Source organism: Streptomyces sp. SID10853, from assembly GCF_010548145.1.
Lineage (GTDB): Bacteria > Actinomycetota > Actinomycetes > Streptomycetales > Streptomycetaceae > Streptomyces.
In genome coordinates this window covers 1-26798 of sequence record NZ_JAAGLN010000075.1, presented here as the reverse complement: position 1 = coordinate 26798, position 26798 = coordinate 1, and the positions used below count along the sequence as shown (strand labels likewise).

The following is a 26798-nucleotide window of genomic DNA, read 5'->3' as shown; positions in this document are numbered from 1 at the left end:
GAGTGGGCGCCCCGGGGCGACCGGGCAGGCCGCACGGCGGTGCGGGCCGCCGCACGGGGCCGCCCGCAAGTGCCCCGCGCCCCACGCCCCGCGCCCCGCGCCCCGCCCCGCTGCTTACTCCGCCGGAGCAGCCGCACCGCCGCTTTCCTTGCCCACCGGCCAGACCCAGGCGCCGCCGATCCGCTTGCCCGGCCGGCCCAGCAGTTTCTCCACCGTGACGTACAGCGCCGCGTCGTTGTCCTCGGGCGGGATGACGACCACGCCGGCCTTCCAGTAGGCCAGGTCGTAGCGCGCCTGGGCCTGCCAGTTGGGACCGATCACCGGGATCTTCGCGCCGTAGCGGACGTCGTGGAAGAGGTTCGACGTGAAGCGGGGCGGCGCTCCGTAGATGCCGGTGCGGTCCGCCCCGTACGGCCCGTTGAAGTAGCCGCCGGGCACCGGGAAGCCGACCCCGGTGGCCGACTGCCAGTGCAGGGCCTCCGCGCTGCCCGGGTCGGGCAGCGGCACCGGGACCACGGACTCGCCGGGGCCCACGTACTTCTTCCACAGCCCGTCGGCGATGAACGCCGGGACGTCCGGCCGCTTCTGCACCGGCATCGGAGTCGGCACGATCGGGACGAGCGCCGCGGCGACGGCCAGCGCACCGACGACCCGGTATCCCCGCACGGGGGTGCGGACCAGCCGGTCGGCGGCCAGCGCGATCAGCACCCCGAGCGCCGGGGCGCAGATCATCGCGACCCGGCCCTCGATCACCGACTCGAAGAGCGGCCGGTGCGCCAGCAGCCGCCACGGGCCGGGGAACACCACGTCCGTGTAAGGGATCCGGATCTTCTGGCCCAGGGAGAGCACCGCGGCCGCCACCACGGTGAAGGCCAGCGCTTTGACCAGGGTGTGCCGCCACAGCCGTACGGTGATCGCGAAGGCCAGCGCCACCAGCGGCCAGCCGTAGAAGGCGTTCTGCTCGGTCCGGTTGAGCGCCAGCTTGTCGGCTGTCGCGTCACTGCCGAACAGCGCGCGTCCGGAGAACTCCAGGAGGGCGCGCGGGCTGTTGCCGGCGTTGTTCCCGTGCAGCACGCTGTGGTAGCTCTGCGCGCCGAAGAACTGCCAGCCCAGCGGGTACGCGACGAGCGGCAGCGCGGTGAGCGCCGCGACCCCGAGCCCCTTGAGCAGCGGGCGCCACACCGCCCGCGCCACGTCCCTGCGCAGCAGCCCGTAGGCGAGCGCGAAGAGCAGCATGCCGAGGGCCGCGAGGAGGAACGGCTCCTCCCCGAGGAAGACCTGGTACGTGGCGAAGAGCCCGAGCAGCACCCCGTCCCGTACCGGCCGCTCCCCTGCGCAGAGCCGCAGCGCCCGGTCGATGATGACCGGGATCATGAACAGCACCAGGAAGTTGGGGTGCGCGTTGCCGTGCGAGATCATCGGCGGCGCGAAGGCGGCGAGCGCCGCACCGAGCGCGGCCGCCCACCGGTTGCGGACCAGGCGCCGGGCGATCAGCCAGTACCAGGCGGCCGCCGTCACCGCGAGCCCGCCGGTCAGCACCAGCGCCCAGGTGGCGGTCGGCCCGAAGGCCAGGGTCACGGGGGTGAGCGGGACGGAGAGTCCCAGCATGGGTGTGTTGCCCATGAGGTTCACCCCGGCGGGGAAGTTCTGCACGGTGGTGAAGAACGGGTTGTGCAGATGGGCGACGTTGTCCGCGGTGACCGCGAAGAACCACTCCCACTGGTTCTGGTCCTGGAGCGAGTCACGGAGGTAGCCGTGGCCGAGGTCGGCCCAGAGGTTCTTGTAGAGCAGGACGGATGCCAGCAGGAAGAGCCCGCAGACCGCCAGGTCGGTGCCGCGCACCGCGCGGGCCTTCAGCCGGATCAGCTCCGCGAGGACGCGCAGATAGTCGAGCGGGCCGACCTTGGAGCCCTCCTGGTGCGACCAGCGCACCGGGACCTCGGCGACCGCCCAGCCCTTCCGGCGGAAGTACTGGAGGATCTCGACGTCGATGCCCCAGCCGTCGAGACGGGCGTCGGCGAACGCCTCGCGCGCCTTGTCGCCGTCCAGGAGCTTGAATCCGCACTGGGTGTCGCGGATGCCGGGGACGGCGACAGCCCGTATGAGCCTGTTGCCCATCCGCCCCATCCACTCGCGCAGCCGCCCCTGGTGGACCTCGACGCTGGAATCGGGGTGCGCGCGTGAGCCGACCGCGGCCTCGTACCCGGTCTCCAGCTCATCGGTGAGGCGGTCCAACTCCTCGATGGGCGTGGCCAGATCGGCATCGGCGACCAGCACCCGCACGCCCTTCGACGCGGCCACACCGAGCCGCAGGGCGTGTCCCTTGCCGCGGTTGCCGGGGCTGCTGACCAGCCGGACCCGCGGGTCGGCGGCCGCTGCCTCACGGGCGATGCGCGCGGTGCCGTCCGCCGAACCGTCGTCGACGACCAGCAGCTCCCAGCTGCCGGGCCGCCCGTCCAGATGACTCCGGACGGCGTCCAGCGTGGGGCCGAGGCGCCCTTCCTCGTTGTACGCGGGCACGACGACGGACAGCTCGACCGTCGCCTCCGCGGTGCGCGGCTCCACGACGCTCACCGGGCGGCCCCGCCCGCATCCACGTCAGAAGCACCGATGCCGGAAACACCGCCGCCAGAAACGTCGGTATCAGGTGCATCGCTACCGCTGTCGCGCAGTTGCTCGGCCCAGCGGACGGCGTGCGCGTTGTACGCCTCGATCACCGCGTGGGCCCGCTCGCCGTCGCCGCTCGTCACCGCGTCGACCAGCTCCTCGTGCCCCTGCCACAGCCAGTCGGACGGTTCCGCGCAGCCGCGCAGATACGGCACGGCGAACACCCAGCACTGCACCCGCAGCCGGTGCAGGAAGTCGGAGATGTAGCGGTTGCCAGTCAGTGCGCCCAGCTCACGCCAGAACCGCAGGTCGTACCCGATGAGAATCTCCAGACTGCCGGTCCGCGCGGCCTGCCCGGCCTCCTCGGCCCGGCGGCGTACGGACAGCAGTGGCTCCCCCGCCACACCCCGCAGCGCGAGCCGCCGGAAGATCCCGTCGACGATCAGCGACCGGGCCTCGACCATGGCGCAGTAGTCATCGACCGAGAACTGATGGACCCGGAACCCCTTGTGCTGGTCCGAGTCGAGGAGCCCCTGAGCTGACATCTCGACAAGCGCCTCACGGACCGGGGTCGCCGAGACCCCGTACCCTTCGGCGATCTGCTTGACGGTGAAGACCTCGCCCGGCTGAAGACGGCCCGCAAGCACTTCGTCACGCAGCGCGTCGGCGATCTGCTGCCGCAGAGTACTGCGGGTCACCGCTCCGCTCGCGGGCATGGTCCTGTTCCCCTCGTCCGACTCTGGGACACCCTACGGCCGACAGCGCCTTCCGATTGGCTCAGCCCGGATCGACGGAGAGGCCCCGGCGGTCGTGGCCCATGGCCCGGCCGGCTGTGCTGGTCCTCGGGGTTGTGACGCAGGGTTGCCGGCGCAGGTGTGCTGACGCGGCCGCCCATCTTCTCTAACCCCTTAACTATCTCTATGCTCGACGCGTCCGCCTCCTCCACACCCGCCGAGGACTGGTCCCATGACACCTGCCCGAGACCGCCGCCAGGACCGCTCGGAAGCACCCGGCGAGGACCGGCTCCGTGACGCGGGAGGACCCCTCTCCCGACGCCAACTGCTGGGCGCCTCGGCCGTGGTGCTCACCGCGGGCGGGGCCGCCGCGACCGCCATCGGCGCGGACACGGCTCAAGCGAAAACGGCTCAGCGAACGGCTCAGACGGAAACAGCTCTGCCGGGAACAGCTCAGACGGAAACGGCTCAGACGGAAACGGCTCAAGCGGCCGAAGCGTCCCCGGCGGCGGACGCGCGCCCCGCGCGCATCTCCCCGGCCGGAACCGAACTGTTCCTGCTGGGCACCGCCGGCGGCCCACCGCCGGTCACCACCCGGGCCGGAACCGCCTCCGCGCTCTCCGTCCGCGGAAAGGTCTACGTCGTCGACTGCGGGCGCTCCGCCGTCACTCAGTACGGCAGGACCGGACTGAGGTTCCAGGATCTGACGTCGGTCTTCATCACCCACCTGCACATCGACCACATCGCCGACTACGCCAACTTCGTGCTGCTGGCCGCGCACGGTGTCAATGACGTGGGTGACGCCGCCCTGTCCCCGTTCGACGCCTACGGCCCCGGCCCCGCGGGTGCGCTGCCGGACGCCTACGGCGGCGGCCAGCCGGGGACCGTCGGCCCGGCCGATCCGACGCCCGGTCTCCAGGACCTGACGGAGAAGTCGCTCGAAGCCACCGCGTACAGCAGCAACATCTTCATGCGCGAGTCCGGCCGCCCCGACCCGCACACGCATGTCGGCGTACACGAGATCGAGCTGCCTCCCGGGACAGGCTCCGACCCGCTCCGGAACCTCGCGCCGGACATGGAACCGTTCCTGGTCATGGACGATGGAACGGTTCGCGTCAGCGCGGTCCTGGTCCCGCACGGGCTGGTCTTCCCGTGCTTCGCGTACCGCTTCGACACCCCGGACGGCTCGGTGGTCTTCTCGGGAGACACCGCGCTCTCCGACAACATGGTCCGCCTGGCGCGGGGCGCCGACATCCTCGTGCACGAGGTGATCGACCTCGACTTCTACCGCAACAGCACCGGCTACAGCGAAGCGCTGCTGCACCACATGGCGGCGGCACACACGGACGTCACCGAGGTCGGCCCGCTGGCCCAGCGCTGCGGGGTGCACACGCTGGTCCTCACGCACATCACCCCGGCGGACACCTTCCTGGTCCCCCGCGACTCCTGGCACCGCCGTGCCCAACAGGGCTTCCACGGCCGGGTCCTGGTCGGCAACGACCTCGACCGGGTCCGGCTGAGCGGGTAGTGCTGCCCAGCAACACGGGCCACACGGCACGCACGTACCGCTGAAGGTTGTACGCGAGGACGGGGAGGTGACGCTGAGGCGCCGGGCGCCCCCGCGTCACCCTCCTCCCCCGCCGGCTACGCGACCACGTGCTCGTCGGCCACCGAGAGCGCCGCGTCCAGCGCCGCCAGGCCCTCCTTGGCCTCCGCGTCGGTGATGTTGCACGGGGGCACCACATGGGTGCGGTTCATGTTGATGAAGGGCCACAGGCCGTGCTTCTTCGCGGCCGCGCCGAACGCCGCCATCGGGGCGTTGGCCTCGCCCGTCGCGTTGTACGGGACCAGGGGCTCGTGCGTCTCCCTGTTCCGTACGAGGTCCAGCGCCCAGAACGCGCCCACGCCGCGCACCTCGCCGACCGAGGGGTGGCGGGCGGCCAGGTCCGCGAGGGCCGGGGCCAGGATGTCGGTGCCGAGGCGGGCGGCCTGGCCGACGATGTCCTCCTCCGCCATGGTCTTGATCGTCGCGACGGCCGCCGCGCAGGCCAGCGGGTGGCCGGAGTAGGTGAGTCCGCCCGGGTAGGGGCGCTTGGCGAAGGTCTCGGCGATCTCGGCGGAGATCGCCACACCGCCCAGCGGGACGTAACCCGAGTTGACGCCCTTCGCGAAGGTCAGCAGGTCGGGGGTGACGTCGAAGAGGTCGGCGGCGAACCAGGTGCCGGTCCTGCCGAAGCCCGCCATCACCTCGTCGAGGATGAAGACGATGCCGTACCGGTCGCAGATCTCGCGGACACCCGCGAGGTAGCCGGGCGGCGGAGTCATGATGCCCGCCGTGCCCGGGATGGTCTCCAGGATGATCGCGGCCACCGACTGCGGGCCCTCGTACGCGATGGTGTCCTCCAGGTGCTGGAGGGCACGGGCACTCTCCTCGGCCTCGGTCGCCGAGTAGAACGGCGAGCGGTAGAGGAACGGCGCCCAGAAGTGCACCACACCCGCCGTGGCCGTGTCGGAGCCCCAGCGGCGCGGGTCGCCGGTGAGGTTGATCGCGGTGGCGGTGCCGCCGTGGTACGAGCGGTAGGCGCTCAGCACCTTCGCGCGGCCGGTGTGCAGCCGGGCCATCCGGGCGGCGTTCTCGACGGCCTCGGCGCCGCCGTTGGTGAAGAAGATCTTGTCGAGGTCGCCGGGGGTGCGCTCGGCGATGAGGCGTGCGGCCTCGGAGCGCGACTCGACCGCGAAGGCGGGGGCGAACGTCGTCATCGTCGCCGCCTGCTCCTGGATCGCGGCAACGACCTTCGGGTGCTGGTAGCCGATGTTGGTGAAGACGAGACCGCTGGTGAAGTCGAGGTACCGGTTGCCCTCGTAATCCCAGAAGTACGAACCCTCGGCACCGGCGACGGCGAGCGGGTCGATGAGGTCCTGGGCGGACCAGGAGTGGAACACATGCGCACGGTCGGCGGCCTTGACGGCCGCACCTGTCCGGGGATCGGGCTGCGGGATCTGAGGGGTCATGCACCCCAGCGTAGAGAGCCGCAGGTCGGGACGGACATGGCCATCTTGTATGTACTCGGCGGGATTCGTCGGCAGAGTGTCACACTGCCCGACGAGGTGGCCGCCGGCGTTACGGAATGGCCGGCAGAACCGGTTCTCCCAGCCGTACCGGGCCTCGCACGGGCGCACTATCCTCGCCTCCAGCGGGCCCGCGCGGTGGCGCGGCCACGGGGGAGGCGGCACAGCCATGAAGAAGCTCCAGCCGGGCGATCCACACCACACCGGCGCAGAGAGTGCCGCCGCCGGTACGGGCGGCCCCGGACCGGGCCCCCCGTTGCCCGGGTACAGCTACTGCACCCCCGCGCCGGCGCCCGGACCACCGGACCGCAGCCGTCGCTGGACGCTCGCGCTGATCCTGGTGGCCCTGATAGTGGCGGTGGGCGCGGGCGGATCGGTGTACGCGGTCATGAACACGGGCAGCGCGTCGAAGACCCCGGCACCCCACACCACCACCGGCTCCCCGCACCCGGCCCCGGCACACGGGATGGCCCTGATGATCGCTGCCACAGCCGCAGCACAGGGGCTCCCGTTCTCTACGCGGAACGCCGACGACTTCAAGGGGCTGGAAGAGGGCGTCGACGTCATCCCCGTGTGAACGCGGTCCGCACAGTCCGCACTCGCCGGGATGACGGCCGCCTCGCGCGTTCGGCCGTTCTCTGTGACCGACCCGTCGTTCTCTGTGACCGACCCGTCGTTCCGTGTGGCCGATCAGGCTCCGGGTAGCCGGTCCCGTGAAGAACGAGCCCGCGAACGAAGAGAGGCACGCATGTCGTCATCGCTGATCGAAACCGTGGACATCAACGCCCCGGTCGCCGTGAGCTGGGCCCTGTGGAGCGACGTCACCCGCTGGCCCGCCTTCCTGAGCCACGTCCGCCTCGTCGAGCCGATCGACGAAAAGCGCTTCGCCTGGCAGCTCTCGCTGCCCGGCGCCGACAAGAACTTCGTCGCCGAGCTGACCGAGGTCGTACCGGAGGACCGGATCGCCTGGCGGACCATCGAGGGCGTCCACCATGCCGGTGTGGTCACCTTCCACCACCTCACCGACACGACGAGCCGGGTGACGCTCCAGATCGAGTACGACCCCCAGGGCTTCGTCGAGCACCTGGGCGCACTCACCAACCTCGATTCCGCCCTGGCAAATTACGACCTGGGCGAATTCCAGAAACTGGCCGAGAAGACGGCCGCTTCCTGAGGCGGCTAGCCTGGTCGGCAATGAACCATTTGCCGACGTCATCAGGCTCGCTCGCTCTCACCCGGTTCCCCGAGGACCCCCGCGACCAGCTGCGCGCCTGGGACGCCGCTGACGAATATCTCCTGCGCCATCTTGAGGAGAACGGGCCGGCCGCTGCGGGCACCGCCCCGGGGACCACCGTCGTGGCGGGTGACCGGTGGGGTGCGCTCACCACCGCCCTGGCCGGGGCCGCGCAGGACGGAGCCGGCGAGGTCGTGCAGATCACCGACTCCTTCCTCGGGCAGGAGGCGACCCGGGCCAATCTGGAGCGGAACGGGATCGGAACCGGTGCCGTGCGGCTGCTCTCCACACAGGACGCGCCACCGGAGCGGATCGATCTGCTGGTCGTCCGCGTTCCGAAGAGCCTCGCGCTGCTGGAGGACCAGCTGCACCGGCTCGCGCCCGCCGTACACGCCGGGACCGTCGTCGTGGGCACCGGCATGGTCAAGGAGATCCACACCTCGACCCTCAAGCTCTTCGAGCAGATCATCGGGGTCACGAAGACGTCCCTCGCGGTGAAGAAGGCCCGGCTGATCTTCTGCACCCCCGACCCGTCACTCACCCCGGGGCCCAGCCCCTGGCCGCGCAGTTACGAACTCCCCGCCGGCATCGGTGCCGCTTCGGGGCGGACCGTCGTCAACCACGCGGGGGTCTTCTGCGCCGAACGCCTCGACATCGGCACCCGCTTCTTCCTTCCGCACCTCCCCCAGCACGAGGGCCCGGAGCGAGTGGTGGACCTGGGCTGCGGAAACGGTGTCGTGGGCACCGCCGTCGCGCTGGCGAACCCGCGGGCCGAAGTGATCTTCACCGACGAGTCGTTCCAGGCCATCGCCTCGGCCGAGGCCACCTTCAGGAAGAACCTCGGCCCCGGGGCCCTGGCCGAGTTCCGCACCGGCGACACCTTCGCGGGCGTGCCGGCCGGCTCGGTCGACCTCGTACTGAACAACCCCCCGTTCCATACCCACCAGGCGACCAGCGACCAGACGTCCCGGCGGATGTTCCGCGGCGCGCGCGACGCACTGCGGACGGGCGGTGAGCTGTGGGTCGTCGGCAACCGGCACCTCAGCTACCACGTCATGCTCCAGCGCACCTTCGGCAACTGCCGGGTGGTGACGAGCGATCCGAAGTTCGTGATCCTGCGGGCCGTGAAGCGGTAGTCGGGGCAGGCTCGGCTTCCGGCTTCCCTCTTCCTGCTTCCCGCCTCCTGAAGGTGCGCGCCCCCTTCCCCTCACTCACCCACAGCCCGGAGGAACGGCCTTGAGCGTGACGGTCCGCACCGCGCACTACCCGACCGGCGGCGGGACCAAGCCGCTCGACCTGTACACCGGCGCCCGGAGCAACGGACCGTGCGTGCTGCTGTGGCACGGCGTCGGGCCCGACGAGCGGGACGTAATGGCCCCGCTGGCACGGGAGATCGCCGCTCTGGGCCCCGCCGTCCTCGTGCCCGACTGGCGCCCGGACCTGCCCGACGAGGGCCGCGCCCATCTCACCGACTCGTTGCGGTTCGTCCGTGATCACGCAAGCGACTCGACCGGCCGGCCCCGACCCGGGCGGGTCGTCCTCGCGGGCTGGTCGGCGGGGGCGGGAGCCGCCCTGGGGGTGGCGCTGCACCCGGAGCTCTTCGACGGCTGGCGGCCCGCCGCGGTGGTCGGCATCGCGGGCGGCTACCAGCGTCCGGCGCGTACCACGGGCACGGTGCCCCTCCAGGCGCTGGGCCGGGCGGTGACACCGGTTCCGGTACGGCTGGTGCACGGCACGGCCGACACGGTCGTCCCCTGTGACGCCTCACGGGAACTGCACGAGGCGCTGCTCGCCCACCGCTGGGACTCGGAGCTGCTCGAACCGGCCACCGACCACGCCGGGGTGCTGGGCTGTGTGTACGACCCCACGGAGCACCGTTGTCTGCCGGGCGTCGACGCTTCGGTACGGGGCATCGCACGGGCGACGGCCCGCGCGGTGGCGGACGCGGCGACGGCGGCCGGCCCGTGACTACAGGCCGGCCGCCGCGCAGTGCGTCCCCGGTGTCTCCCAGATCTCGGAGATCCCGCAGGTCCCGCAGACCTCTCAGGTCCCTCAGGCCCCTCAGACCTCTCAGATGAACGAGTTGATCTCGATCGTCTCGGTCCGGCCCGGGCCCACGCCGATCGCCGAGATCGGTGCGCCGGACATCTCCTCCAGCGCCTTCACATACGCCTGCGCGTTCTTCGGCAGGTCGGAGAAGGTCTTCGCCTTGGTGATGTCCTCGGTCCAGCCGGGCAGGTACTCGTAGACCGGCTTCGCGTGGTGGAAGTCCGTCTGGCTGAACGGCAGCTCGTCGACGCGCTTGCCGTCGATCTCGTACGCCACGCACACCGGGATCTGCTCCCAGCCCGTGAGGATGTCGAGCTTGGTGAGGAAGAAGTCGGTGAGCCCGTTCACCCGCGTCGCATAGCGCGCGATGACCGCGTCGAACCAGCCGCAGCGGCGGTCGCGGCCGGTCGTGACGCCGTACTCGTGGCCGATCGAGCGCAGCTTGTCGCCGTCCTCGTCGAACAGCTCGGTCGGGAACGGCCCGGCGCCCACCCGCGTGGTGTACGCCTTGAGGATGCCGATGACCCGGGTGATCTTCGTCGGGCCGACACCGGTGCCGGTGCAGGCGCCGCCCGCGGTCGGGTTGGACGACGTGACGAAGGGGTACGTGCCGTGGTCGACGTCCAGGAGCGTGCCCTGTCCGCCCTCCATGAGGACGACCTTGTTCTCGTCCAGCGCCTTGTTCAGGACGAGCGCGGTGTCCGCGACGTACGGGCGGATCTGCTCGCCGTAGCCGAGCAGCTCCTCGACGATCTGGCCGGCCTCGATCGCGCGCCGGTTGTAGAGCTTGGCGAGGATCTGGTTCTTGCCGTCGAGCGCGGCCTCGACCTTCTGCTCCAGGATCGACTCGTCGTAGAGGTCCTGGACGCGGATGCCGACGCGGTTGATCTTGTCGGCGTAGGCCGGGCCGATGCCCCGGCCGGTGGTGCCGATCCTCCGCTTGCCGAGGAACCGTTCCGTCACCTTGTCGACGGTGGTGTGATACGGCGTGATCAGGTGCGCGTTACCGCTGACCAGCAGCTTGGACGTGTCCACGCCGCGGTCGTTCAGCCCGCTCAGCTCGGAGAGCAGGACCGCTGGATCGACGACGACTCCGTTACCGATCACCGGAGTGCACTCCGGCGAGAGGATTCCGGAAGGGAGGAGGTGGAGCGCGTACTTCTGGTCGCCTACGACGACCGTGTGGCCGGCATTGTTGCCGCCCTGGTAGCGCACCACGTAATCCACGGATCCACCGAGGAGGTCGGTGGCCTTTCCCTTGCCCTCGTCACCCCACTGAGCACCGAGCAGCACAAGTGCGGGCACAGGCGTACACCCCTTCCGGGCGGGGCATGTCCAAGGCCAGGGGGCGCACGTCTGTCGTACGCCGATACCTGAACCGTCGAACCGGCTGCCCCGGAATAGACGAAGCCCCTGGCGCAATAGCGCAAGGGGCTCTTGCACAAAGATGCTACCCGAGGAAGGACCGAGGTGTCGGCTCCAGATCCCGCAGCGAGCACCGAGCATCAGCTGCTGGTGGTCATCGACCCGGTCGCCCGCCGTGCGGACGGCGAGTCCGTACGGATCGCGAAGGACGTGCTGTGCGCCGGAGCGCACGCCAAGATCTGCCTGCCCGACGGGCCGGAGGAGTTCGCGCGGGCGCTCGCCAGACGCGGCCACCGGCGCCTCGTGGTGGTCGGTGACGACCAGGCGCTGCTCAGGGCGGTGACGCTGCTCCACCACGAGCGGAACCGGGCGCGCGACGCCCTGTCCCTGGTGCCGGTGGGCCCGGCGCACGCGCTGGAGCTCGCGGGGTCACTGGGTGTCCCGGTGGGGGCGGTGGCCGCGGCGCGGTCGGTGCTGGACGGTGCGGTGCGCTGGCTGGACCTGCTGGTGGACGACAGCGACGCGGTGGTGCTGGGCGATCTGCGGATCCCCGCGGGGGGCCCGCGGTCCGGGCCGCCGGACGCGGACGGCGAAGGCCCGCTGTCGGTGTGGGGCGCCTGCCGTTCGCTGGTACGGACCCTCGTCTCCCCTGCGCCCGCGCCGGAGGCGCCCCGGGTGCAGCGGCTGCGGGTGGAGGCGGACGGGGTGCTGCTGGCCGATCTGGACCGGCCGGTGGCCGGGGTACGGGTCTCGTCGCGCGGCGGGGCGGGGAAGGCGGAGGTGGCGGTCGAGCTGCCGTCCGGCGACCGGCTGACCGCCGAGGCGCTGGCGGTGACGGTTTCCGGGGCGGATTTCCGGTACCGGAGGGACGGCCTGCTGGGCGGCCCGGTGCGGACCCGGACGTGGAGGGTGCGGGCGGGGGTGTGGGGGCTGACGCTGCCCGCGGTGGCGGTGTGATGCTGCTCGGTCCCGCCGGGGGGCGGGACGGGACGGGACGGAGCAGGGCACGAGACCTTCGAGCGGATGGGCGGCCACTCCGGCCTCACCGAAGCGTTCCTCGCGGCGATGACCGGGGTGCTCGGCACGGTCGCCGTGCTGTACGTGGTCGCGTCGGTGCTGCGACTGCACGGCGAGGAGACCGCCGGCCGTGCCGAACCGCTGCTGGCGGGCGCGGTCGGGCGGCTGCGGTGGGCGGCCGGGGTGGGCGGCCGGCCATCTCGCGGTCGCCTTCGGGGGATCGGCGGCCGCCTGCTGCTGCTCATGACGGCACTGGTGGCGGCGGGTCTGGCGGCGCTGCGGCGGCGGGACATGCTGAGCGGGTGAGGGGGCGGTGGCGCCACCCCCTCCGCAAGCCTCAGCGCACGTAGTGCGTCAGCACCTCGGTGTCGAGCTCGATGCCCACCGGGTCGGGCAGCATGACCACTTCACCGAACTTCACGGTGTGGCTGTCGCGGTAGCCGCCGCCCTCCGGGTCCGGCGCGCTGAACACCGTGACGGCACCGGCCTCACGGTCGACCAGCAGGTAGACCGGAATCCCGGCGTCCGCGTAGGCGACGGGCTTCTCCTTGCGGTCGCGACGGTCGGTGTCGCGGTCGTAGGACGTGATCTCGACAGTCATGAGCACTCCGTCCGGATCCGCCCATTCACCCTGCCCCGCGAAGTTCCCCCGCGGAGCGAGAGACCCGTCCGGACGCGCCCTGCCCTTGCGGTACGACTCGACCTTCAGGCCCTGGTCACCGCCGTACAGCCCGAGTTCGGGCCCAATCCGCCGGCGACAAACCGTCCGAGTGATCGCTACCCAGGCCTGACCAGCCCCGTCTCGTACGCGAAGACCGCCGCCTGGGTCCGGTCCCGCAGGCCGAGTTTCACCAGGATCCGGCTCACGTGGGTCTTGATCGTGGACTCGGCGACGATCAGCCGGGAGGCGATCTCCGCGTTCGACAGACCCTGCGCGATCAGCACGAGCACTTCGCTCTCGCGCTCCGTGAGCTCCTCGGCCCGGGCGAGCGAGGGCTGCTTCGGGGTGTCCGAGAGCCGGGAGAACTCGACGATCAGCCGCTTGGTGACCGTGGGGGCGAGCAGCGCCTCCCCGGACGCCACCACCCGTACGCCGTCGGCCAGCTCACGGGCCGACGCGTCCTTCAGCAGGAAGCCCGAAGCCCCCGCGCGCAGCGCCTGGTAGACGTACTCGTCCAGGTCGAACGTGGTCAGGACCAGCACCTTCGCCGACTCGTCCGCCGCGACGATCGCCCGGGTCGCCTCGATGCCGTTCAGCTCGGGCATCCGGATGTCCATCAGCACGACGTCCGGGCGCAGGGCGGCCACCTGGGACACCGCCTCGACACCGTTGACCGCCTCGCCGATCACCTCGATGCCCGGCATCGCGTTGAGCAGGACCGAGAACCCTTCGCGCACCATCATCTGGTCGTCGACGACCAGGACCCTGATGGCCGGAACGGAGTCGGCCGGGACCGAGGCGGCCGGGACGGTGGTCATTCGGAGTCCTCCGCCGCTCGCTGCACCGGGATGAACGCGGCGACCTCGTAACCGCCGTCCTCCGTACGGTCCGTGGTGATCTCCCCGTTCAGCATGGTGACCCGCTCCCGCATTCCGGTGATGCCGTGCCCGGCGCCCGGAATGGGGTATCCCCTGCTCGAATCGGATTGAGAGCTTGGGGACGGCTTGACCAGCCCCTGCGGCGGGCCGTTGACCACGCGCAGGCCGAGCCCGCCCAGGACGTAGCTGACCTCCACCCGGGCCTGTGTGCCCGGCGCATGGCGCAGGGCGTTGCTCAACGCCTCCTGGACGATGCGGTACGCCGACAGCTCGACGCCCTGCGGGAGTTCGCGTACAGCGCCGGTCACGGTCTTGTCCACCGTCAGGCCGGCCTCCCTGACATTGGTGAGCAGCCCTTCCAGTTCGGCGAGGGTGGGCTGCGGGGCGTCCGGGGCCTCGTAGTCCTCGGCACGTACGACACCGAGGACCCGGCGCAGCTCGGTCAGGGCCGCCACCGCGTTCTCCCTGATCACCTCGAACGACCTGGTCAGCTCGGGCGGCGGATCGGTCACCCGGTACGGGGCGGCCTCGGCCTGGATGGCGACCACCGACATGTGGTGGGCGACGACGTCATGCAGCTCACGGGCGATGGTGGTGCGCTCCTCCAGGAGGGTGCGCCGGTCGCGTTCGATGGCCGTGACCGTCTGCTGGGCGGTGACCTCGCGGTACGCCTCGCGGCGTACCTGCACCGTCGTCGTGATGAGGACGGCGACCGCGGAGAGGAACAGCATCATCGCCGTGTCGGATCCGCCTATGCCGCCGGGGTTCACCACGGCCCCCGCGACGAACCCGTACAGCGCCGTACCCGCCCACATCCAGGCGGCCGTTCGCGGCCTGGTCCTGGCCGCGACCACGGTCAGCACCACGAGATGGGCGAGGAAGGCGCTGTCGGCCCAGGGCCAGGACCCCCAGCTGCTGCCGAACAGGCTGACGACGGGGGCGGACACCAGCGACACCCACCAGGCGCCGACCGGCCTGAGCAGGGTCATCACGACCGCTCCCGCCGAGATCAGACCGGTGACGAGAGCCAGGGGGCCGTCGAAGTCGACGGTGCCGTGGGCGGACACCAGCAGCGTGATCAGGGCGAAGGCCAGCACCACCGCGTGCGGGGTCCAGCCGGCGCGGGCCCGTATCCGGCGGGGCAACCGCCTGGTCAACGCCCCGTCCGTACGCATCGGCTGGAGCGGGCGGTAGGCGAAGGCGTCGTGGAAGAGGTCCTGGCGCAGGCCCGCCAGAACCCCCTGGGCCAGCCGGAGCTCCGGGCTCCGCGTCTCTGTATCGGTCACAGGCCCCACGGTAGGCGGCGGCATGGTCCCGGTCGTCCGCACTGATACGGAACCTGTGGGGTCCCTCTCAGGTACTACCTGCGTCGGATCGGGTGCCCGCACGGGTACCGGCGGCGGGTGCGCATGCGGTACCGGCCGCGGGTGCCCATACGGATACCGCCGGCAGGTGCGCCCGTCCTCACCAGGCCAGTTGCTCGATCTCCGCGACAACCACCGCGCAGGCGTCGGCCGCCGGGTCGACCGGCGCGAAGTGCCCGACACCGTCGAGCAGGGTCACGCCGACCAGCTCCCCCTCCTTGGCCGCCGCGTCCGCGTACGCGTCGGCGATCTGCGGCGGGACCGTGGTGTCCGCGCGGCCCTGGACGACCGTGGTCGCGATGCCGGTGGGCAGCAGCGCGGACGGGTCGGCCCACTCCGCGCGGACGGCGGAAGCCCCGGCCGCCGCAGGGGCGTCCGGGACCGCCAGGAACTGGTCCACCGCCCCCTCGCACGCCCCCAGCTCCCTGGCGAGGCCGAAGTGCGCGAGCGGGGACAGCGCGACCACGCCACGGAACGGCGGGGTCGACCGGTGCCACGGCGCCTCGGGCGGCAGTACGTGCCGGGCGGCCGCCCAGAGCGCGAGATGTCCGCCGGCCGAATGCCCGGTGAGGACCGTACGCCGCAGGTCGGCGCGCGGCAGAGCGGACGGTACGAGCTCCGGCAGCGCGTCCAGGGCGGCGGCGACGTCGTCGAGGGTGTCCGGCCACCGGCCCGCGCTGCCCTCGGCGGCACCGCCCCGCCGGTACTCGACACTGGCGACAGCGAAGCCCCGGCGGGCCAGGAAGGCCGCGAACGGAGACATGTGCCGGCGGTCGTAGCGCTGCCGCCAGGAGCCGCCGTGCAGCACCACGACGAGCGGGACCGGCCCCTCGCCGCCGTGCGGGGCGTAGAAGTCGACGGTCTGGTCGGGGTGATCGCCGTATGCGGCGGTCGCATCGGGGGCCACAGCGGGATGCCCGAGGACCGAATCGGCCTCTGCGTCGTCCGACATACGGCTCCAACCTCTCTCTGTGCGGGCCGGGCTGCCCTGACCAGCCGGGACGCTATCAGGCGAGTACCTCCCCCAGAACGCGCGCGGCACGCAGCGCATCGCCGAACCCGACATAGAGCGGGGTGAAACCGAAGCGCAGGATGTCCGGCGGCCTGAAGTCCCCGACGACCCCGCGGGCGATCAGCTCCTTCATGACCGCCCCGGCGTTCTCGCACCTCAGCGACACCTGGCTGCCCCGCTGTTCAGGCGCGGACGGTGTCACCGATTCGAGGCTCACGCACTCCAGGAAGAAGTCCGTCAGGGTGAGCGACTTGGCCCGGACCGCCTCGACCGACACCCCGTCCCACACGTCGAGCGCCGACTCCAGCGCGAGCATCGACAGGATGTCGGGGGTGCCGACCCGGCCGCGCGGGGCGCCGTCCGCCGGGGTGTATCCCGGTTCCATCCCGAACGGGTCCGCGTGCGAGTTCCAGCCGGGCAGCGGCGAGTCGAAGGACGGCTGGAGGTCAGGGCGTACGTACAGGAAGGCGGGGGAACCGGGCCCGCCGTTCAGGTACTTGTAGGTGCAGCCGACCGCGAAGTCCACCCCGTGCGCGGCCAGCCCGACCGGCAGCGCGCCCGCGCTGTGGCAGAGGTCCCAGACGACCCTCGCACCCGCCGCGTGCACGGCGCCGGTCACGGCGGGCAGGTCGTGCAGCCGCCCGGTGCGGTAGTCGACATGGTTGACCAGGACGGCGGCGGTACGGGGCCCGACCTGGTCGCCGGGTGCGTACGGGACGACACGGCGGCCGGTCAGCCGGGCCGCCGACCCGGCGATGTAGCCGTCCGTCGGGAAGGTCGTGGCGTCGACCAGGATCTCGTCACGGTCGTCCCCGGCCGACCGGACGGCGGCCACAAGTGCCTTGAAGACGTTCACACTTGTCGAGTCGCCGACGACCACCGTGCCGGGCACAGCGCCGACGAGCGGCGCGATCCTGTCGCCGATGCGCTCCGGCGCGGTCCACCAGCCGGACTCCTCCCAGGACCGGATGCCGAGCGCGCCCCACTCGCGGGTGATGACCTCCTGCATCCGTGCGGGAACGTGCCGGGGCAGGGCGCCCAGGGAGTTGCCGTCGAGGTAGACCGTTCCGGGGGCGATGGTGAACAGCTCCCGGAGCGGGGCCAGTTCATCGGCCGCGTCGAGCTCGGCCGCTCGGCGGGCCAGGGCGGACAGATCGGGCTTCGGCTGGGCCGGTGCGGGCTTCATCGGCTGATCCTCGGTCGTCGGGGGCTGCGGGGCTGTCCCTGTGGTGCGCTCAGACATGGCTGCGCGCCGTCCACAGCTCGGGGAAGACGCTCTTCGCGGCGCGCTTCTCCAGCCAGGCGACCCCGGCCGAGCCGCCCGTGCCGGTCTTCGACCCCATCGCCCTGCGGGTGGCGACCAGATGGTCGTTGCGCCAGCGCCACACCAGCTCACCGACATCGGTCAGCGCCTCGCCGAGCCGGACCAGCGGGGAGTCCTGCTCTCCCGTGTACACCGCGGTCCAGACCGCCTCGACCTCGGGCGACGGTTCGTACTTCGCCGCGAGATCGCGCTGGAGCACGGCCGTGGGCACCGGCTGCCCGTGCCGGGCCAGGAATCGCAGTACCTCGTCGTACAGGCTCGGCTCCTGGAGCGCTTTCTCCAGTTCGGCGTGGACCCGGGGCGCTCCGCGGTGCGGGACGAGCATCGAGGCGGACTTGTCGCCCAGCAGGAACTCCAGCCTGCGGTACATCGCGGACTGGAAGCCCGATCCCTCGCCGAGTGCGCCGCGGTACGCGTTGAACTGTGCGGGCGTGAGCTGGGCCAGCGGCCGCCAGGAGTCGTTGAGCGACTGCAGCTCGTACGTCGAGCGCTTCAGGGCGGCGAGGGCGACCGGCAGATCGTCACCGCGCAGGGCCTCAGCGGCGGTCTCCCACTCATGGACGATCACGGTGAACCACAGCTCCATGACCTGGGTGGTGACCAGGAAGACCATCTCGCCCGGGTCGTCGGAGCGCAGCTGCTGGAGGTGGGTGAGGACGTCCGCCTGGACGTAGTCCTCGTACGGGGTGGTCCCCGCGAAGTCCAGATTCGGGGCCTGGTCGTGGCTCGGGGCCGGATTCGGGGCCGGGTCGTGATGCGGGGCCGGGTCGTGCGAAGGCGTAGACATCGCTGTCTCCTCGGTGGTGCTCCAGGTAGCGGTCCGCCCCTTCCGTCGACAGGTGGGCCCCGGTCCCCACCTTCATCATTGACGCGGAACCTGGTCCACGGCAAGACAAGCAAGGCAGGACAAGCGAGGCAGGCAGGCGAGGCAGGCAGGCGAGGCAGGCAGGCGAGGGCCGGACACGGTGGGTGTCCGGCCCTCGCCCGGTGCGGCGCGTATGCGGCACCGATGCGGCCTACGGCATCGATGCCGCAGGGAATGCGCCGAGGTCAGCCCAGCGTGTCCGCCGCGGCCGGTGAGGAGTCGCGCAGGAACTCCGTGCAGCGCTGGTACTCGGCGTCCTCACCGATCGACTGGGCGGCGCGCGCCAGGGCGTGCAGGGCCCGCAGGAAGCCGCGGTTCGGCTCGTGGTCCCACGGCACGGGGCCGTGGCCCTTCCAGCCGGCCCGGCGCAGCGAGTCGAGGCCGCGGTGGTAGCCGGTACGGGCGTAGGCGTACGACTCGACGACCCGCCCGTGCTCGAAGGCGTCGTCGGCGAGCTGCGCCCAGGCGAGCGAGGAGGTCGGGTACTTCGCCGCCACATCGGCGGGGGCGGTGCCGCCCGCGAGCAGCTCGCGGGGTTCGGGGTCGTCGGGAAGACGGGTCTCGGGAGGGCCCCCGAGCAGATTCTCGTGAATGGACATGGGGGCCAGTCTGCCTGGCCCGCGCGGATGCGGCTGCCAGGGGCCGCTGGACCCAGCAGGACCAGGGCCCCGGGCCGGCGCGACGCGACGCGAAGAGCCTGACCCGGACGCGAAGGGCCTGACCCGGACGCGGGGGGGGCCTGACCCGGACGCGTGGGCCTAGAGCCGCACCGCGCGGGCTGCCCGTACGAGGGCCTCGGCTCCTGCCTCCGCCTTGGCCCGGGGGCAGCCCACGTTGAGCCGGACAAAGCCCTCGGCGCGGTAGACGGCGCCCGGCATGATCGCCACTTTCTCCACCTCGATCAGCTGCCGCTGGAGCGCCGCACCGTCGATGCCCAGCGGGCGCAGATCGATCCAGGCGAGATACCCGGCCTGCGGCGGCGTCCAGCGCAGCTCGGGAAAGGCCGTGTTCAGCCGCTCGGCCAGCATCGAAAGATTCGCCGCCGTGTACGCGCGGACGGCGTCCAGCCAGGCCGCCCCGTGCCGGTAGGCCGCGATGTGCGCGGTCAGCGAGAGCACCGCGGGCGAGGCAAGCCCCTCGCCCGTCTCCATCCGGCTGAGGTACTCCGCCCGGTCGTCCGGGTCGCCGATCATGCCGTACGAACCGGTCAGCGCCGGGAAGTTGAACGCCTTGCTGCCGGAGGTGATGAGCGCCCAGCGGCCCCGCCCGTACCGGGTCCAGGGCAGATGCCGGTGCCCCTCGTGCACGAAGTCGGCGTGGATCTCGTCGCAGATCACGGCGGTGCCGTACCGCTCGGCGAGCGCGGCGAACCGGGTCAGCTCGTCGTGCGTCCACACCCGGCCGGTGGGGTTGTGCGGCGAGCAGAGCAACAGGACCTTGCTGCCCGGCCGGGCGAGCTGCCGCTCCAGCTCCGCGTCGTCGTCCACCGGGCAGCCGCGCAGTTCCCGGCGCAGACCGGAGACCGCTTTGGTGAAGCCGTCGTAGGTGGGGGTGTGGACCACCACTCCGTCGCCCTCGTCCGTCCACATCCGCAGCAGCTGCGAGAGCTGGTTGAGCACGGAGGGCCCGTACACGATCCGGCCGGTGTCGATCCGGGTGTCGAAGCGGGTCGCGTACCAGTCGCGTACCGCGTCCCGGAAGTCCCCGAGCCGCCAGTCGGTGTAGCCGAACACCCCGTGGTCGATCCGCTCGTGGAGGGCCGTGAGGACCTCGGGCGGGCAGCGGAAGTCCATGTCCGAAATGGTGAAGGGCAGCAGCCCGTCCACACCGAACCGGTCCGCGACCCCGTCCCACTGGACGCTCCAGGAGCCGCGCCGGTCGACGGCCGTGTCGAAGTCGTACTCCACGCCGTACTCCATCTCCATGTGCGGCACCCTCTCGCTGGGCTGTGGGCTGTGGGCTGTGGTGAGCTGCGGGCTGCGGGTGATCGGGGACCCGGCCCCGGACAGGACTGCCCCCCGGTATGACGCGGGCCCGGCACCCCTGGGCGGGGTACCGGGCCCGGCGTGGCGGACGCGCCTACTTGATGCGGGTGCCCGTGGAGCGCAGGTTGGCGCACGCCTCGGTGACGCGCTTCGCCATACCGGCCTCAGCGGCCTTGCCCCAGGTGCGCGGGTCGTAGGTCTTCTTGGAGCCGACCTCGCCGTCGACCTTCAGGACGCCGTCGTAGTTGCGGAAGACGTGGTCCACGACGGGACGCGTGAAGGCGTACTGGGTGTCGGTGTCGAGGTTCATCTTCACGACGCCGTTCTCCAGCGCGGTGGCGATCTCCTCCGCGGAGGAGCCGGAGCCGCCGTGGAAGACGAAGTCGAACGGCTGGCTGCCGGCGGGCTTGCCGTACTTGGCGGAGACGCCCTCCTGGAGGTCCTTCAGGAGCTCGGGGCGCAGAACGACGTTGCCCGGCTTGTAGACGCCGTGCACATTGCCGAAGGACGCGGCCAGCAGGTAGCGGCCCTTCTCGCCCAGGCCGAGGGCCTCAGCGGTCCGCAGCGCGTCGTCGACGGTCGTGTACAGCGAGTCGTTGATCTCGTGGCTGACGCCGTCCTCCTCGCCGCCGGTCGGGGTGATCTCGACCTCAAGGATGATCTTGGCGGCGGCCGCCAGCGCGAGCAGCTCCTGGCCGATGGCCAGGTTGTCGGCGAGGGTCTCGGCGGAGCCATCCCACATGTGGGACTGGAAGAGCGGGTTCAGACCGGCCTCGACGCGCTTGCGGGAGACCTCAAGCAGCGGCCGGACATAGCCGTCGAGCTTGTCCTTGGGGCAGTGGTCGGTGTGCAGCGCGACCGTGACCGGGTACTTCTCGCCGACGATGTGCGCGAACTCGGCCAGCGCGACCGATCCGGTGACCATGTCCTTGGCGTACTGGCCGCCCAGGAACTCGGCACCGCCGGTGGAGATCTGGATGATGCCGTCGCTCTCGGCCTCGGCGAAGCCGCGCAGCGCCGCGTGCAAGGTCTGGGTCGAGGTCACGTTGATGGCCGGGTAGGCGAACTTGCCTGCCTTCGCCCGGTCGAGCATCTCGTTGTAGACCTCGGGGGTTGCGATGGGCATCTGTCCGCTCCTTGGGATGTGCGGGTGTGCGTAACTGGTCCCTGACCTGGGGGCGACGTCATCGTCGCCGCCCATCTTTCCAGACTCCTGGCGCGGGTCCACCTGGCGTGGTGCCTTGACCCTGAACACGGGGTGTGGTTTCACGTGAAACCACACCCCGTGTTCAGCGCCTCACAGACCGAGTTGTCTCACCGGCCGGGTGGCCTCCCAGCTCCGGTGCCCTCACCGGCCGGGTGGCTTCACAGACCGAGGTCGCCCTGGGTGTACGCGAAGACGTACGGCACGCCCGCCTCGGCGATGACCTCGGCAGCGCCGGTGTCGCGGTCCACGATCGTGGCGACGGCGACCACCTCACCGCCGGCCTCTCGCACGGCCTCCACCGCGGTCATCGGCGAGCCGCCCGTCGTGGTGGTGTCCTCGACGACGAGAACCCGGCGGCCCTTGATGTCCGGGCCCTCGATGCGTCGCTGCATCCCGTGCGTCTTGGCGGCCTTGCGCACGACGAAGGCGTCCAGCGTCCTGCCGCGTGCCGAAGAGGCGTGCAGCATGGCGTCCGCGATCGGGTCGGCGCCCAGCGTCAGCCCGCCGACCGCGTCGAAGTCCAGCCCGTCGGTCAGATCCAGCATCACCTGACCGACCAGCGGCGCGGCCACGCCGTCCAGGGTGATCCGGCGCAGATCGATGTACCAGTCGGCTTCGATCCCCGAGGAGAGCGTCACCTTGCCGTGCACGACGGCTTTGTCCTTGATGTGCTGGAGCAGATCAGCGCGTACGTCAGTCATGGCCCCGAGCTTAATTGGGACGGCCGGACAGCCGGTACCTCCCGCTGTGGCTCAGAGGCGGCGCCAGCTCCAGGTGGCCGACATCTCCAGCGGATCGATGGGCGTGACCAGGCGCGGCAGTGTGTTCAGCCCGTTCGGCGGGCCGGACTGGGGCTCGACGCAGACCGCTTCCGCCTGCTCGTCGTAGATCACGACCCATTCGGAGCGGCTGCGCACCGTCAGCTCCAGCTGTTCGGGCCAGGTGACGGTGACGTCCACTCCGTCCGGCATCCCGAAGCAGTCGTCCCAGGGGCCGGGGAGGGGGTCGATCCGCTTGCCGGTGGGCAGGTGGTCGTCGCCGCGCTCCTCCTGCCAGGCGGGCTCGAAGCCGAGCTGCGCGTCGCCGCCGGCGCCCAGGTTCCGGTTGAACCAGGGGTGCCAGCCGGCCTGCGCCGGGAACGAGTCGTCGTAGGTCTCCACACCGAGGGTGAGCGTCAGGGCGGACTCGGTCAGCTCGAAGGTCTGGGTGACCCGGCCGGTGTACGGCCAGGGGTCGGCCAGATCGTAGGTGAACGCCGCCACGCCGGGCCCGTCGCCGCTGCCTGCGCGGGCGGGCCGCCAGGCGGTGTTGCGGCCGGTGCCGTGGATGGCGTGCGGCGGGGAGTTCAACGGCAGCTGGTGCGGGGTGCCGCCGTTGGTGAACCGGCCGTTCCCGGTACGGCCGCACCACGGCACCATCGGGAAGCAGCCGAACTTGGCTCCCTGCCGCAGCAGTTCGGTACCGCCGATGCGGAGGCTGCGGATACGGCAGCCGTTCTCGGGGCTCACGGTCAACTCGGCGTCGCCGGCGACGAGCCGGACCTCTTCGCTACTCACGCCCCGACCCTAACGGGACGCGGCCCGATCGGCCGCCCGGTTCAGCGCCGACGCCGCAGGGCCCGGCCCACGACGACCGCCGATGCCAGGGCCAGCGCCGCCGCCGGGGCCGCCCATCGAAGGGTCGCGCCCGCCGTGCTCGACGACGGGGCCGGTACCGGGGCGTAGCGGCCGCGGGGCGGGGCGTGGTCGACCTCTTCAGCGCTGCGGCCGATCATCGTGCGGCGGGCGTGTGCGGCCTCGACCGGTGGTTCGCCGGGGGCGGAGAAGCCCGCGTCGGCCGCCGGATCGAGCGACGGCGGCGGCACCTCCGTATCGGACACGGACGCCCCGGAATCCCGGTCCCCGGAATCACTGGAATCCCCAGAACCGCTGGAATCGGTGGGGGCTGGTTCGTCGCTGGAGCGTGGTTCGTCGCGGGCGCGCGATTCACCGGTGGGGGCTGGTGTACCCGGGCCGGAATCGCCGGGGCCCGAATCAGCGGACCCAGCGGCATCGGTGACCCCGGTATCAGTGACCCCAGTACCCGTGGCTCCGGTATCCGTGGCTCCGGTATCCGTGGCTCCGGCGCCGGCGGACCCGGCATCGGCGGGCCCGGCATCACTGCCATCCGCCTGCGCCTCGGCCCGTACGCGGTCGCCGAAGCGGTCGAGCAAGCGGCGGGCCGCGGTCAGTGCGGCATCGGGCGGGATCTGCGCCAGCCGGCCATCGGTCGCCCGGGCCGTCCCCGTCCAGCTCAGAGTCGTCCCCGCATCCGCGCCCGCGAGGCCCAGCTTCAGCGAGAGGTTCACCGACCCGGGGCCGCGAGCTTCCGTACCCTCACCGTCGATCTCGTAGCCACCGTCCCGCTCCACGACGCGCAGGGTCCCGCGGTACGTGATCGTGTGCCCGTCGATCCGGACCTTGAGCCGGCCCGCGAGCCCGCCCTTCCCTGCGCCGGCGCTGTCCGCGTCCTGTTGGAGCCCCGGTACGCAGCGGGCCACACGGGCGGGGTCCGCCAGGACCCGTCGGACGGACTCTGCCGGAACCGGAACGAACACCTCATGCTCCATGGAAGCCGAGCCTACTCAGCCACAGCCGACTCGTCTGCCTTTCGGCCGGGGCACACGCACACCGCCCCCGCCTCACCCCCCGTACCGCGGATGCACCAGCGTCGACGGCGGCACATCGGGCGGCCGGCCCGGCACCCGTGACCAGGTGCCCGGGGCCGCCGGCCCGAGCCGCGGAGTGCCACGGGCCGCCAGGACGAAGCCCCAGCCGCCGGGCGCCTTCCCCGCGCCCTTCCCCGTGTCCTTCGCCCGGTCGGGGCCCGCGGCGAAACCCACGCCACGGCCCGACGCCCGGTACGGAACCGTCCGCAGGCCGGCCGCCCGCACCGTCGCGTCGACCGTCCAGAAACTGTCGGGGCGCGTGTCGACCGGGCCCGCGTGGACGGCCAGCCGGCCGCCCGGGGCCAGCACCCGCGACACCAGGCCGTAGAACTCCTCCGAGTAGAGCTTGGTGCTCGCGGTGATCCCGGGGTCGGGCAGATCGGTGAGGACCACGTCGTACCGCGGTCTCGGGGAGCGCAGCCAGTTGAAGGCGTCAGCGGTGACCACCCGCAGCCGCGGGTCGCGGTACGCGTGCCCGTTGAGCGCGGAGAGTCCGGGATCGGTGCGGGCCAGCCGTTCGACACCGGGGTCGAGCTCGACCACCGTCACCGACGCCACGTCCGGGTGGCGCAGCACCTCGCGGGCCGCGAGGCCGTCACCGCCGCCCAGGATCAGTACGTTCCGGTGCGGCCCGCGCATCGCGGGGTCGACCAGCGCCCGGTGGTACTGCCGCTCGTCGGCGCCGTCGACCCGCAGCCTGCCGTCCAGGAAGAGGTCCAGGGTGCCGTGCGCGGACCGGGTCAGGACGATCTCCTGGACGCGGGTCTGCTCGGCGACCCGCACCTGCGCCCCGTACACCGCGCGCCTGGCGGCCAGTTCGAAGTCGCCCACCAGTGCCGTCGCCGTGGCCAGCACGGCGAGCACCAGCACGTTCAGCAGGATCAGCCACCACCTGGCCCGGGTCGTCAGGTCGCGCCGGAAGAGCCACAGCACCAGCGCCCCGCCGACCACGGCGTTGACCGTGCCGGTGAGCAGCGCCCCGGTGAGCTGGCCGAGCAGCGGCAGCAGCAGGAACGGGAAGGCGAGACCGCCGACCAGCGCGCCCACGTAGTCCGCCGCGAACAGGTCGGCCACCGCGCCGCCCGCGTCCTGCCGCGAGACCCGCTGGATCAGCGTCATCAGCAGCGGGATCTCGGCGCCCATCAGCACACCGATCGCCAGCGAGAACCCGACCAGGGCATACCGCGAACCGCCGCCGCCCGCCCAGGCGAAGGACCCGTACAGGACGAGCGCCGAGCCGCCGCCGATCAGCGCCAGCGCCGCCTCGACCAGACCGAAGCCCACGGCGGCGCGGACCCGCAGCCGTTTGGCGAGGAGCGAGCCGATCCCCATCGCGAAGACCATGACGGACAGCACGACCGACGCCTGGGTGACCGAGTCCCCGATCAAGTACGAGGCGAGGGCGACCAGTTCCAGCTCGTACACCAGTCCGCAGGCGGCGCAGACGAAGACGGTGGCGAGGACCAGCACCCTGCCGGTCCTCGGGCGTACGGAGAGCGCCGCGTCCTGGGTTTCTGGGGGCGCGGACTGGTCGATCATGCCAAGAACGCTACGTTACGGAACGCACACCACTCGTCACCCACAAGGATGCAATCAGGCTTCGACGGGGATGCGTACCCCAACTCTGGTGCGGGTGACCACGAGTTGCCCCTCCTGCGGGTACGCGTGCCAGGTGCGCCAGTGCACCTGGCCCTCGCGCCGCTGCGCGAGCATCGCGGTGAAGGCGTGCGGCGAGCCGGGGAACGTGCCGGCCAGGCCGTTCGGATGGTCGGCGACCAGAGCGAGCAACTCCTGTGCGCGGCCCGCGAAAGAGCAGGCCGAGAGCGTCTCGACGCAGGCCGCGAACTCGTACCCCCAGTCGCCGACGCGCTCCGCGACGCCGAGCGGTAAGGGGGTGCTGCTTCCCGGGATGCAGGCGACGGTCTCGGAACAGGTGCCGCCCTCCTCCTCCAGAAGCACCTGGTGAGAGGCGCCGAGGAGCCTCATCTGGAGCTTGGCGCCGCCGAGTTCGAGATCGAGGACCGCGAGCGCGGGCAGCGGTTCGCGGCCCAGCGCCCAGGCCAGATCGGCGGCGCGAGTGTCGGTGTAGGCAGTACTGAGGGTCGTGAGCATGGGTGGGCTCCGCAAACACACAATCGGCAGATGGACGGGGTTCTCCCCGGAGCAGGTGTCAGGGAAAGAGACGCCGGCATGGGCCACGGTCAGGTCTCAGGTCCGAGGGCTGCTTCTTCTCACATGGAGGGAATCACGAAGTACGCGACGCTCACAGCGTTTTTACCCAACTTGAAGGGGTTTCCATCCCCCCGGGGGCTGCGCTGTTCATACGTTCAACAAACCGGCGGTGAGGGGGATGCGGAGTGAGCCGTGAGGCGAGCTGTGGGGCGGCACGGGCGGTGTCCGGCCGGGCCGCGAGCAGCTGAGAGATGGGTCACAGCGGCCCGGCAGCGGCGACGGCGGGCGTCAGGTGCGGGCGGGACGGGCGTCAGGTTGCAGGCAGGGGGCGTGCGGTTTGCAGGCAAGGCGGCGTCCGGTGCGGGCAACCAGCAGGCGCCCGCCGGGGGTTGACCCGGCGGGCGCCTGCGGAACGTACGAGCGCGGTCCTGCGTCAGCTGGAGCCGCCGCACCCGCCGCCACCGCCGCACACACCAAGGCCGTCACCCCCGCCAAGGCCGTCACCCCCGGCATGGCCGGTATGCCCGGGATGGGGGTGTCCACCAAGG

Annotated in this window: 24 protein-coding genes and 2 pseudogenes; 8 read left to right on the top strand and 18 right to left on the bottom strand. The window is 71.7% G+C overall.

The features are described 5' to 3' along the window. Positions 1-114 precede the first annotated feature (114 nt). Together G3I19_RS16825 and G3I19_RS16820 are read right to left on the bottom strand one after the other, a co-directional pair. Complete coding sequence (locus G3I19_RS16825; protein ID WP_164264430.1) at positions 115-2574, bottom strand: dolichyl-phosphate beta-glucosyltransferase; 2460 nt, start codon at positions 2572-2574, stop codon at positions 115-117. Further along, positions 2571-3323 carry a GntR family transcriptional regulator gene (locus G3I19_RS16820; RefSeq protein WP_164264429.1) on the bottom strand — a complete coding sequence of 251 codons (753 nt, stop codon included), beginning with the start codon at positions 3321-3323 and terminating at the stop codon, positions 2571-2573. The genes G3I19_RS16825 and G3I19_RS16820 overlap by 4 nt, the downstream gene beginning before the upstream one ends. A 250-nt stretch (positions 3324-3573) precedes the next feature. On the opposite strand from G3I19_RS16820, the gene G3I19_RS16815 reads away from it, so the two are divergent. Continuing rightward, entirely contained in the window at positions 3574-4869 is a 1296-nt protein-coding gene (locus G3I19_RS16815) for an MBL fold metallo-hydrolase (RefSeq protein ID WP_203599672.1), read from the top strand. 116 nt (positions 4870-4985) lie between these two features. Here G3I19_RS16815 and G3I19_RS16810 read toward each other — a convergent pair whose 3' ends face one another. Continuing rightward, positions 4986-6353: an aspartate aminotransferase family protein gene (locus G3I19_RS16810; protein WP_164264428.1), complete on the bottom strand. Its 1368-nt coding sequence runs from the start codon at positions 6351-6353 to the stop codon at positions 4986-4988. A gap of 226 nt (positions 6354-6579) precedes the next feature. On the opposite strand from G3I19_RS16810, the gene G3I19_RS36905 reads away from it, so the two are divergent. The 4 genes from G3I19_RS36905 to G3I19_RS16790 all read left to right on the top strand — a co-directional run bounded on the left by G3I19_RS36905 (position 6580) and on the right by G3I19_RS16790 (position 9612). Then, positions 6580-6987, top strand: coding sequence for a hypothetical protein (locus tag G3I19_RS36905; protein ID WP_203599678.1), 408 nt, complete (start codon positions 6580-6582; stop codon positions 6985-6987). Between the two features lie 171 nt (positions 6988-7158). Next, a complete protein-coding gene (locus G3I19_RS16800; protein ID WP_164264427.1) occupies positions 7159-7584 on the top strand; it encodes an SRPBCC family protein in 426 nt (141 codons plus the stop codon). Positions 7585-7604: 20 nt separating this feature from the next. Further along, a complete protein-coding gene (locus G3I19_RS16795; protein WP_203599671.1) occupies positions 7605-8780 on the top strand; it encodes a class I SAM-dependent methyltransferase in 1176 nt (391 codons plus the stop codon). 106 nt (positions 8781-8886) lie between these two features. After that, entirely contained in the window at positions 8887-9612 is a 726-nt protein-coding gene (locus G3I19_RS16790; RefSeq protein WP_343235126.1) for an alpha/beta hydrolase, read from the top strand. 102 nt (positions 9613-9714) lie between these two features. Here the strand turns inward: G3I19_RS16790 and G3I19_RS16785 are convergent, their stop codons facing one another. Further along, positions 9715-10998: an adenylosuccinate synthase gene (locus tag G3I19_RS16785; RefSeq protein WP_164264425.1), complete on the bottom strand. Its 1284-nt coding sequence runs from the start codon at positions 10996-10998 to the stop codon at positions 9715-9717. 165 nt (positions 10999-11163) lie between these two features. Between G3I19_RS16785 and G3I19_RS16780 the strand changes: the two genes are divergently transcribed. Both G3I19_RS16780 and G3I19_RS16775 read left to right on the top strand, forming a co-directional pair. After that, entirely contained in the window at positions 11164-12015 is an 852-nt protein-coding gene (locus G3I19_RS16780) for a diacylglycerol kinase (RefSeq protein WP_164264424.1), read from the top strand. 57 nt (positions 12016-12072) lie between these two features. Beyond that, positions 12073-12252, top strand: a pseudogene (locus tag G3I19_RS16775) (ABC transporter permease); the annotation flags it as partial. A 160-nt stretch (positions 12253-12412) separates the two neighbouring features. On the opposite strand, the pseudogene G3I19_RS16770 reads toward G3I19_RS16775, so the two are convergent. From G3I19_RS16770 to G3I19_RS16705, 14 genes and pseudogenes are all read right to left on the bottom strand, one after another. Beyond that, positions 12413-12817, bottom strand: a pseudogene (locus tag G3I19_RS16770) (Uma2 family endonuclease); the annotation flags it as partial. Positions 12818-12852: 35 nt separating this feature from the next. Further along, positions 12853-13554: a response regulator transcription factor gene (locus G3I19_RS16765; RefSeq protein WP_164264423.1), complete on the bottom strand. Its 702-nt coding sequence runs from the start codon at positions 13552-13554 to the stop codon at positions 12853-12855. After that, positions 13551-14900 carry a histidine kinase gene (locus G3I19_RS16760; protein ID WP_164264422.1) on the bottom strand — a complete coding sequence of 450 codons (1350 nt, stop codon included), beginning with the start codon at positions 14898-14900 and terminating at the stop codon, positions 13551-13553. The genes G3I19_RS16765 and G3I19_RS16760 overlap by 4 nt, the downstream gene beginning before the upstream one ends. Positions 14901-15078: 178 nt before the next feature. After that, complete coding sequence (locus G3I19_RS16755; RefSeq protein ID WP_164264421.1) at positions 15079-15930, bottom strand: alpha/beta hydrolase; 852 nt, start codon at positions 15928-15930, stop codon at positions 15079-15081. A 55-nt stretch (positions 15931-15985) separates the two neighbouring features. Then, a complete protein-coding gene (kynU, locus tag G3I19_RS16750; protein WP_239074440.1) occupies positions 15986-17176 on the bottom strand; it encodes a kynureninase in 1191 nt (396 codons plus the stop codon). A gap of 49 nt (positions 17177-17225) precedes the next feature. Next, positions 17226-18101: a tryptophan 2,3-dioxygenase family protein gene (locus G3I19_RS16745; protein ID WP_164264420.1), complete on the bottom strand. Its 876-nt coding sequence runs from the start codon at positions 18099-18101 to the stop codon at positions 17226-17228. Between the two features lie 263 nt (positions 18102-18364). Further along, positions 18365-18778 (bottom strand): DUF3151 domain-containing protein, encoded by a 414-nt coding sequence (locus G3I19_RS16740; RefSeq protein WP_164264419.1) that lies wholly within the window; start codon positions 18776-18778, stop codon positions 18365-18367. Positions 18779-18937: 159 nt separating this feature from the next. Continuing rightward, entirely contained in the window at positions 18938-20104 is a 1167-nt protein-coding gene (locus G3I19_RS16735; RefSeq protein WP_275402745.1) for an aminotransferase class I/II-fold pyridoxal phosphate-dependent enzyme, read from the bottom strand. A gap of 154 nt (positions 20105-20258) precedes the next feature. Continuing rightward, positions 20259-21290 (bottom strand): class II fructose-bisphosphate aldolase, encoded by a 1032-nt coding sequence (fbaA, locus tag G3I19_RS16730; RefSeq protein ID WP_164264418.1) that lies wholly within the window; start codon positions 21288-21290, stop codon positions 20259-20261. Positions 21291-21529: 239 nt separating this feature from the next. Continuing rightward, positions 21530-22072 carry an orotate phosphoribosyltransferase gene (gene pyrE / locus G3I19_RS16725; protein ID WP_164264417.1) on the bottom strand — a complete coding sequence of 181 codons (543 nt, stop codon included), beginning with the start codon at positions 22070-22072 and terminating at the stop codon, positions 21530-21532. Positions 22073-22123: 51 nt separating this feature from the next. After that, positions 22124-22927, bottom strand: a complete 804-nt coding sequence (locus G3I19_RS16720) for an aldose 1-epimerase (RefSeq protein WP_164264416.1) — start codon at positions 22925-22927, stop codon at positions 22124-22126. A 41-nt stretch (positions 22928-22968) separates the two neighbouring features. Continuing rightward, positions 22969-23979: an SRPBCC family protein gene (locus G3I19_RS16715; protein ID WP_164264415.1), complete on the bottom strand. Its 1011-nt coding sequence runs from the start codon at positions 23977-23979 to the stop codon at positions 22969-22971. 72 nt (positions 23980-24051) lie between these two features. After that, positions 24052-25617, bottom strand: coding sequence for a polyamine aminopropyltransferase (locus tag G3I19_RS16710; protein WP_164264414.1), 1566 nt, complete (start codon positions 25615-25617; stop codon positions 24052-24054). Between the two features lie 54 nt (positions 25618-25671). After that, complete coding sequence (locus G3I19_RS16705; protein WP_164264413.1) at positions 25672-26190, bottom strand: DUF2617 family protein; 519 nt, start codon at positions 26188-26190, stop codon at positions 25672-25674. A 418-nt stretch (positions 26191-26608) separates the two neighbouring features. On the opposite strand from G3I19_RS16705, the gene G3I19_RS36900 reads away from it, so the two are divergent. After that, the coding region (locus G3I19_RS36900; protein ID WP_203599669.1) for a hypothetical protein at positions 26609-26798 on the top strand (190 nt) is incomplete at its 3' end.

Bases quoted from the DNA above. Each gene is read 5' to 3' on its own strand.
- G3I19_RS16705 (WP_164264413.1), bottom strand. From the start codon at position 26,190: ATGCTCACGACCCTCAGTACTGCCTACACCGACACTCGCGCCGCCGAT.
- G3I19_RS36905 (WP_203599678.1), top strand. From the start codon at position 6,580: ATGAAGAAGCTCCAGCCGGGCGATCCACACCACACCGGCGCAGAGAGT.
- G3I19_RS16800 (WP_164264427.1), top strand. From the start codon at position 7,159: ATGTCGTCATCGCTGATCGAAACCGTGGACATCAACGCCCCGGTCGCC.
- pyrE (WP_164264417.1), bottom strand. From the start codon at position 22,072: ATGACTGACGTACGCGCTGATCTGCTCCAGCACATCAAGGACAAAGCC.
- G3I19_RS16755 (WP_164264421.1), bottom strand. From the start codon at position 15,930: ATGTCGGACGACGCAGAGGCCGATTCGGTCCTCGGGCATCCCGCTGTG.
- G3I19_RS16810 (WP_164264428.1), bottom strand. From the start codon at position 6,353: ATGACCCCTCAGATCCCGCAGCCCGATCCCCGGACAGGTGCGGCCGTC.
- G3I19_RS16815 (WP_203599672.1), top strand. From the start codon at position 3,574: ATGACACCTGCCCGAGACCGCCGCCAGGACCGCTCGGAAGCACCCGGC.
- G3I19_RS16795 (WP_203599671.1), top strand. From the start codon at position 7,605: ATGAACCATTTGCCGACGTCATCAGGCTCGCTCGCTCTCACCCGGTTC.
- kynU (WP_239074440.1), bottom strand. From the start codon at position 17,176: ATGAAGCCCGCACCGGCCCAGCCGAAGCCCGATCTGTCCGCCCTGGCC.
- G3I19_RS16765 (WP_164264423.1), bottom strand. From the start codon at position 13,554: ATGACCACCGTCCCGGCCGCCTCGGTCCCGGCCGACTCCGTTCCGGCC.
- G3I19_RS16715 (WP_164264415.1), bottom strand. From the start codon at position 23,979: ATGGAGCATGAGGTGTTCGTTCCGGTTCCGGCAGAGTCCGTCCGACGG.
- G3I19_RS16740 (WP_164264419.1), bottom strand. From the start codon at position 18,778: ATGTCCATTCACGAGAATCTGCTCGGGGGCCCTCCCGAGACCCGTCTT.
- G3I19_RS16820 (WP_164264429.1), bottom strand. From the start codon at position 3,323: ATGCCCGCGAGCGGAGCGGTGACCCGCAGTACTCTGCGGCAGCAGATC.
- G3I19_RS16710 (WP_164264414.1), bottom strand. From the start codon at position 25,617: ATGATCGACCAGTCCGCGCCCCCAGAAACCCAGGACGCGGCGCTCTCC.
- G3I19_RS16745 (WP_164264420.1), bottom strand. From the start codon at position 18,101: ATGTCTACGCCTTCGCACGACCCGGCCCCGCATCACGACCCGGCCCCG.
- fbaA (WP_164264418.1), bottom strand. From the start codon at position 21,290: ATGCCCATCGCAACCCCCGAGGTCTACAACGAGATGCTCGACCGGGCG.
- G3I19_RS16735 (WP_275402745.1), bottom strand. From the start codon at position 20,104: ATGGAGATGGAGTACGGCGTGGAGTACGACTTCGACACGGCCGTCGAC.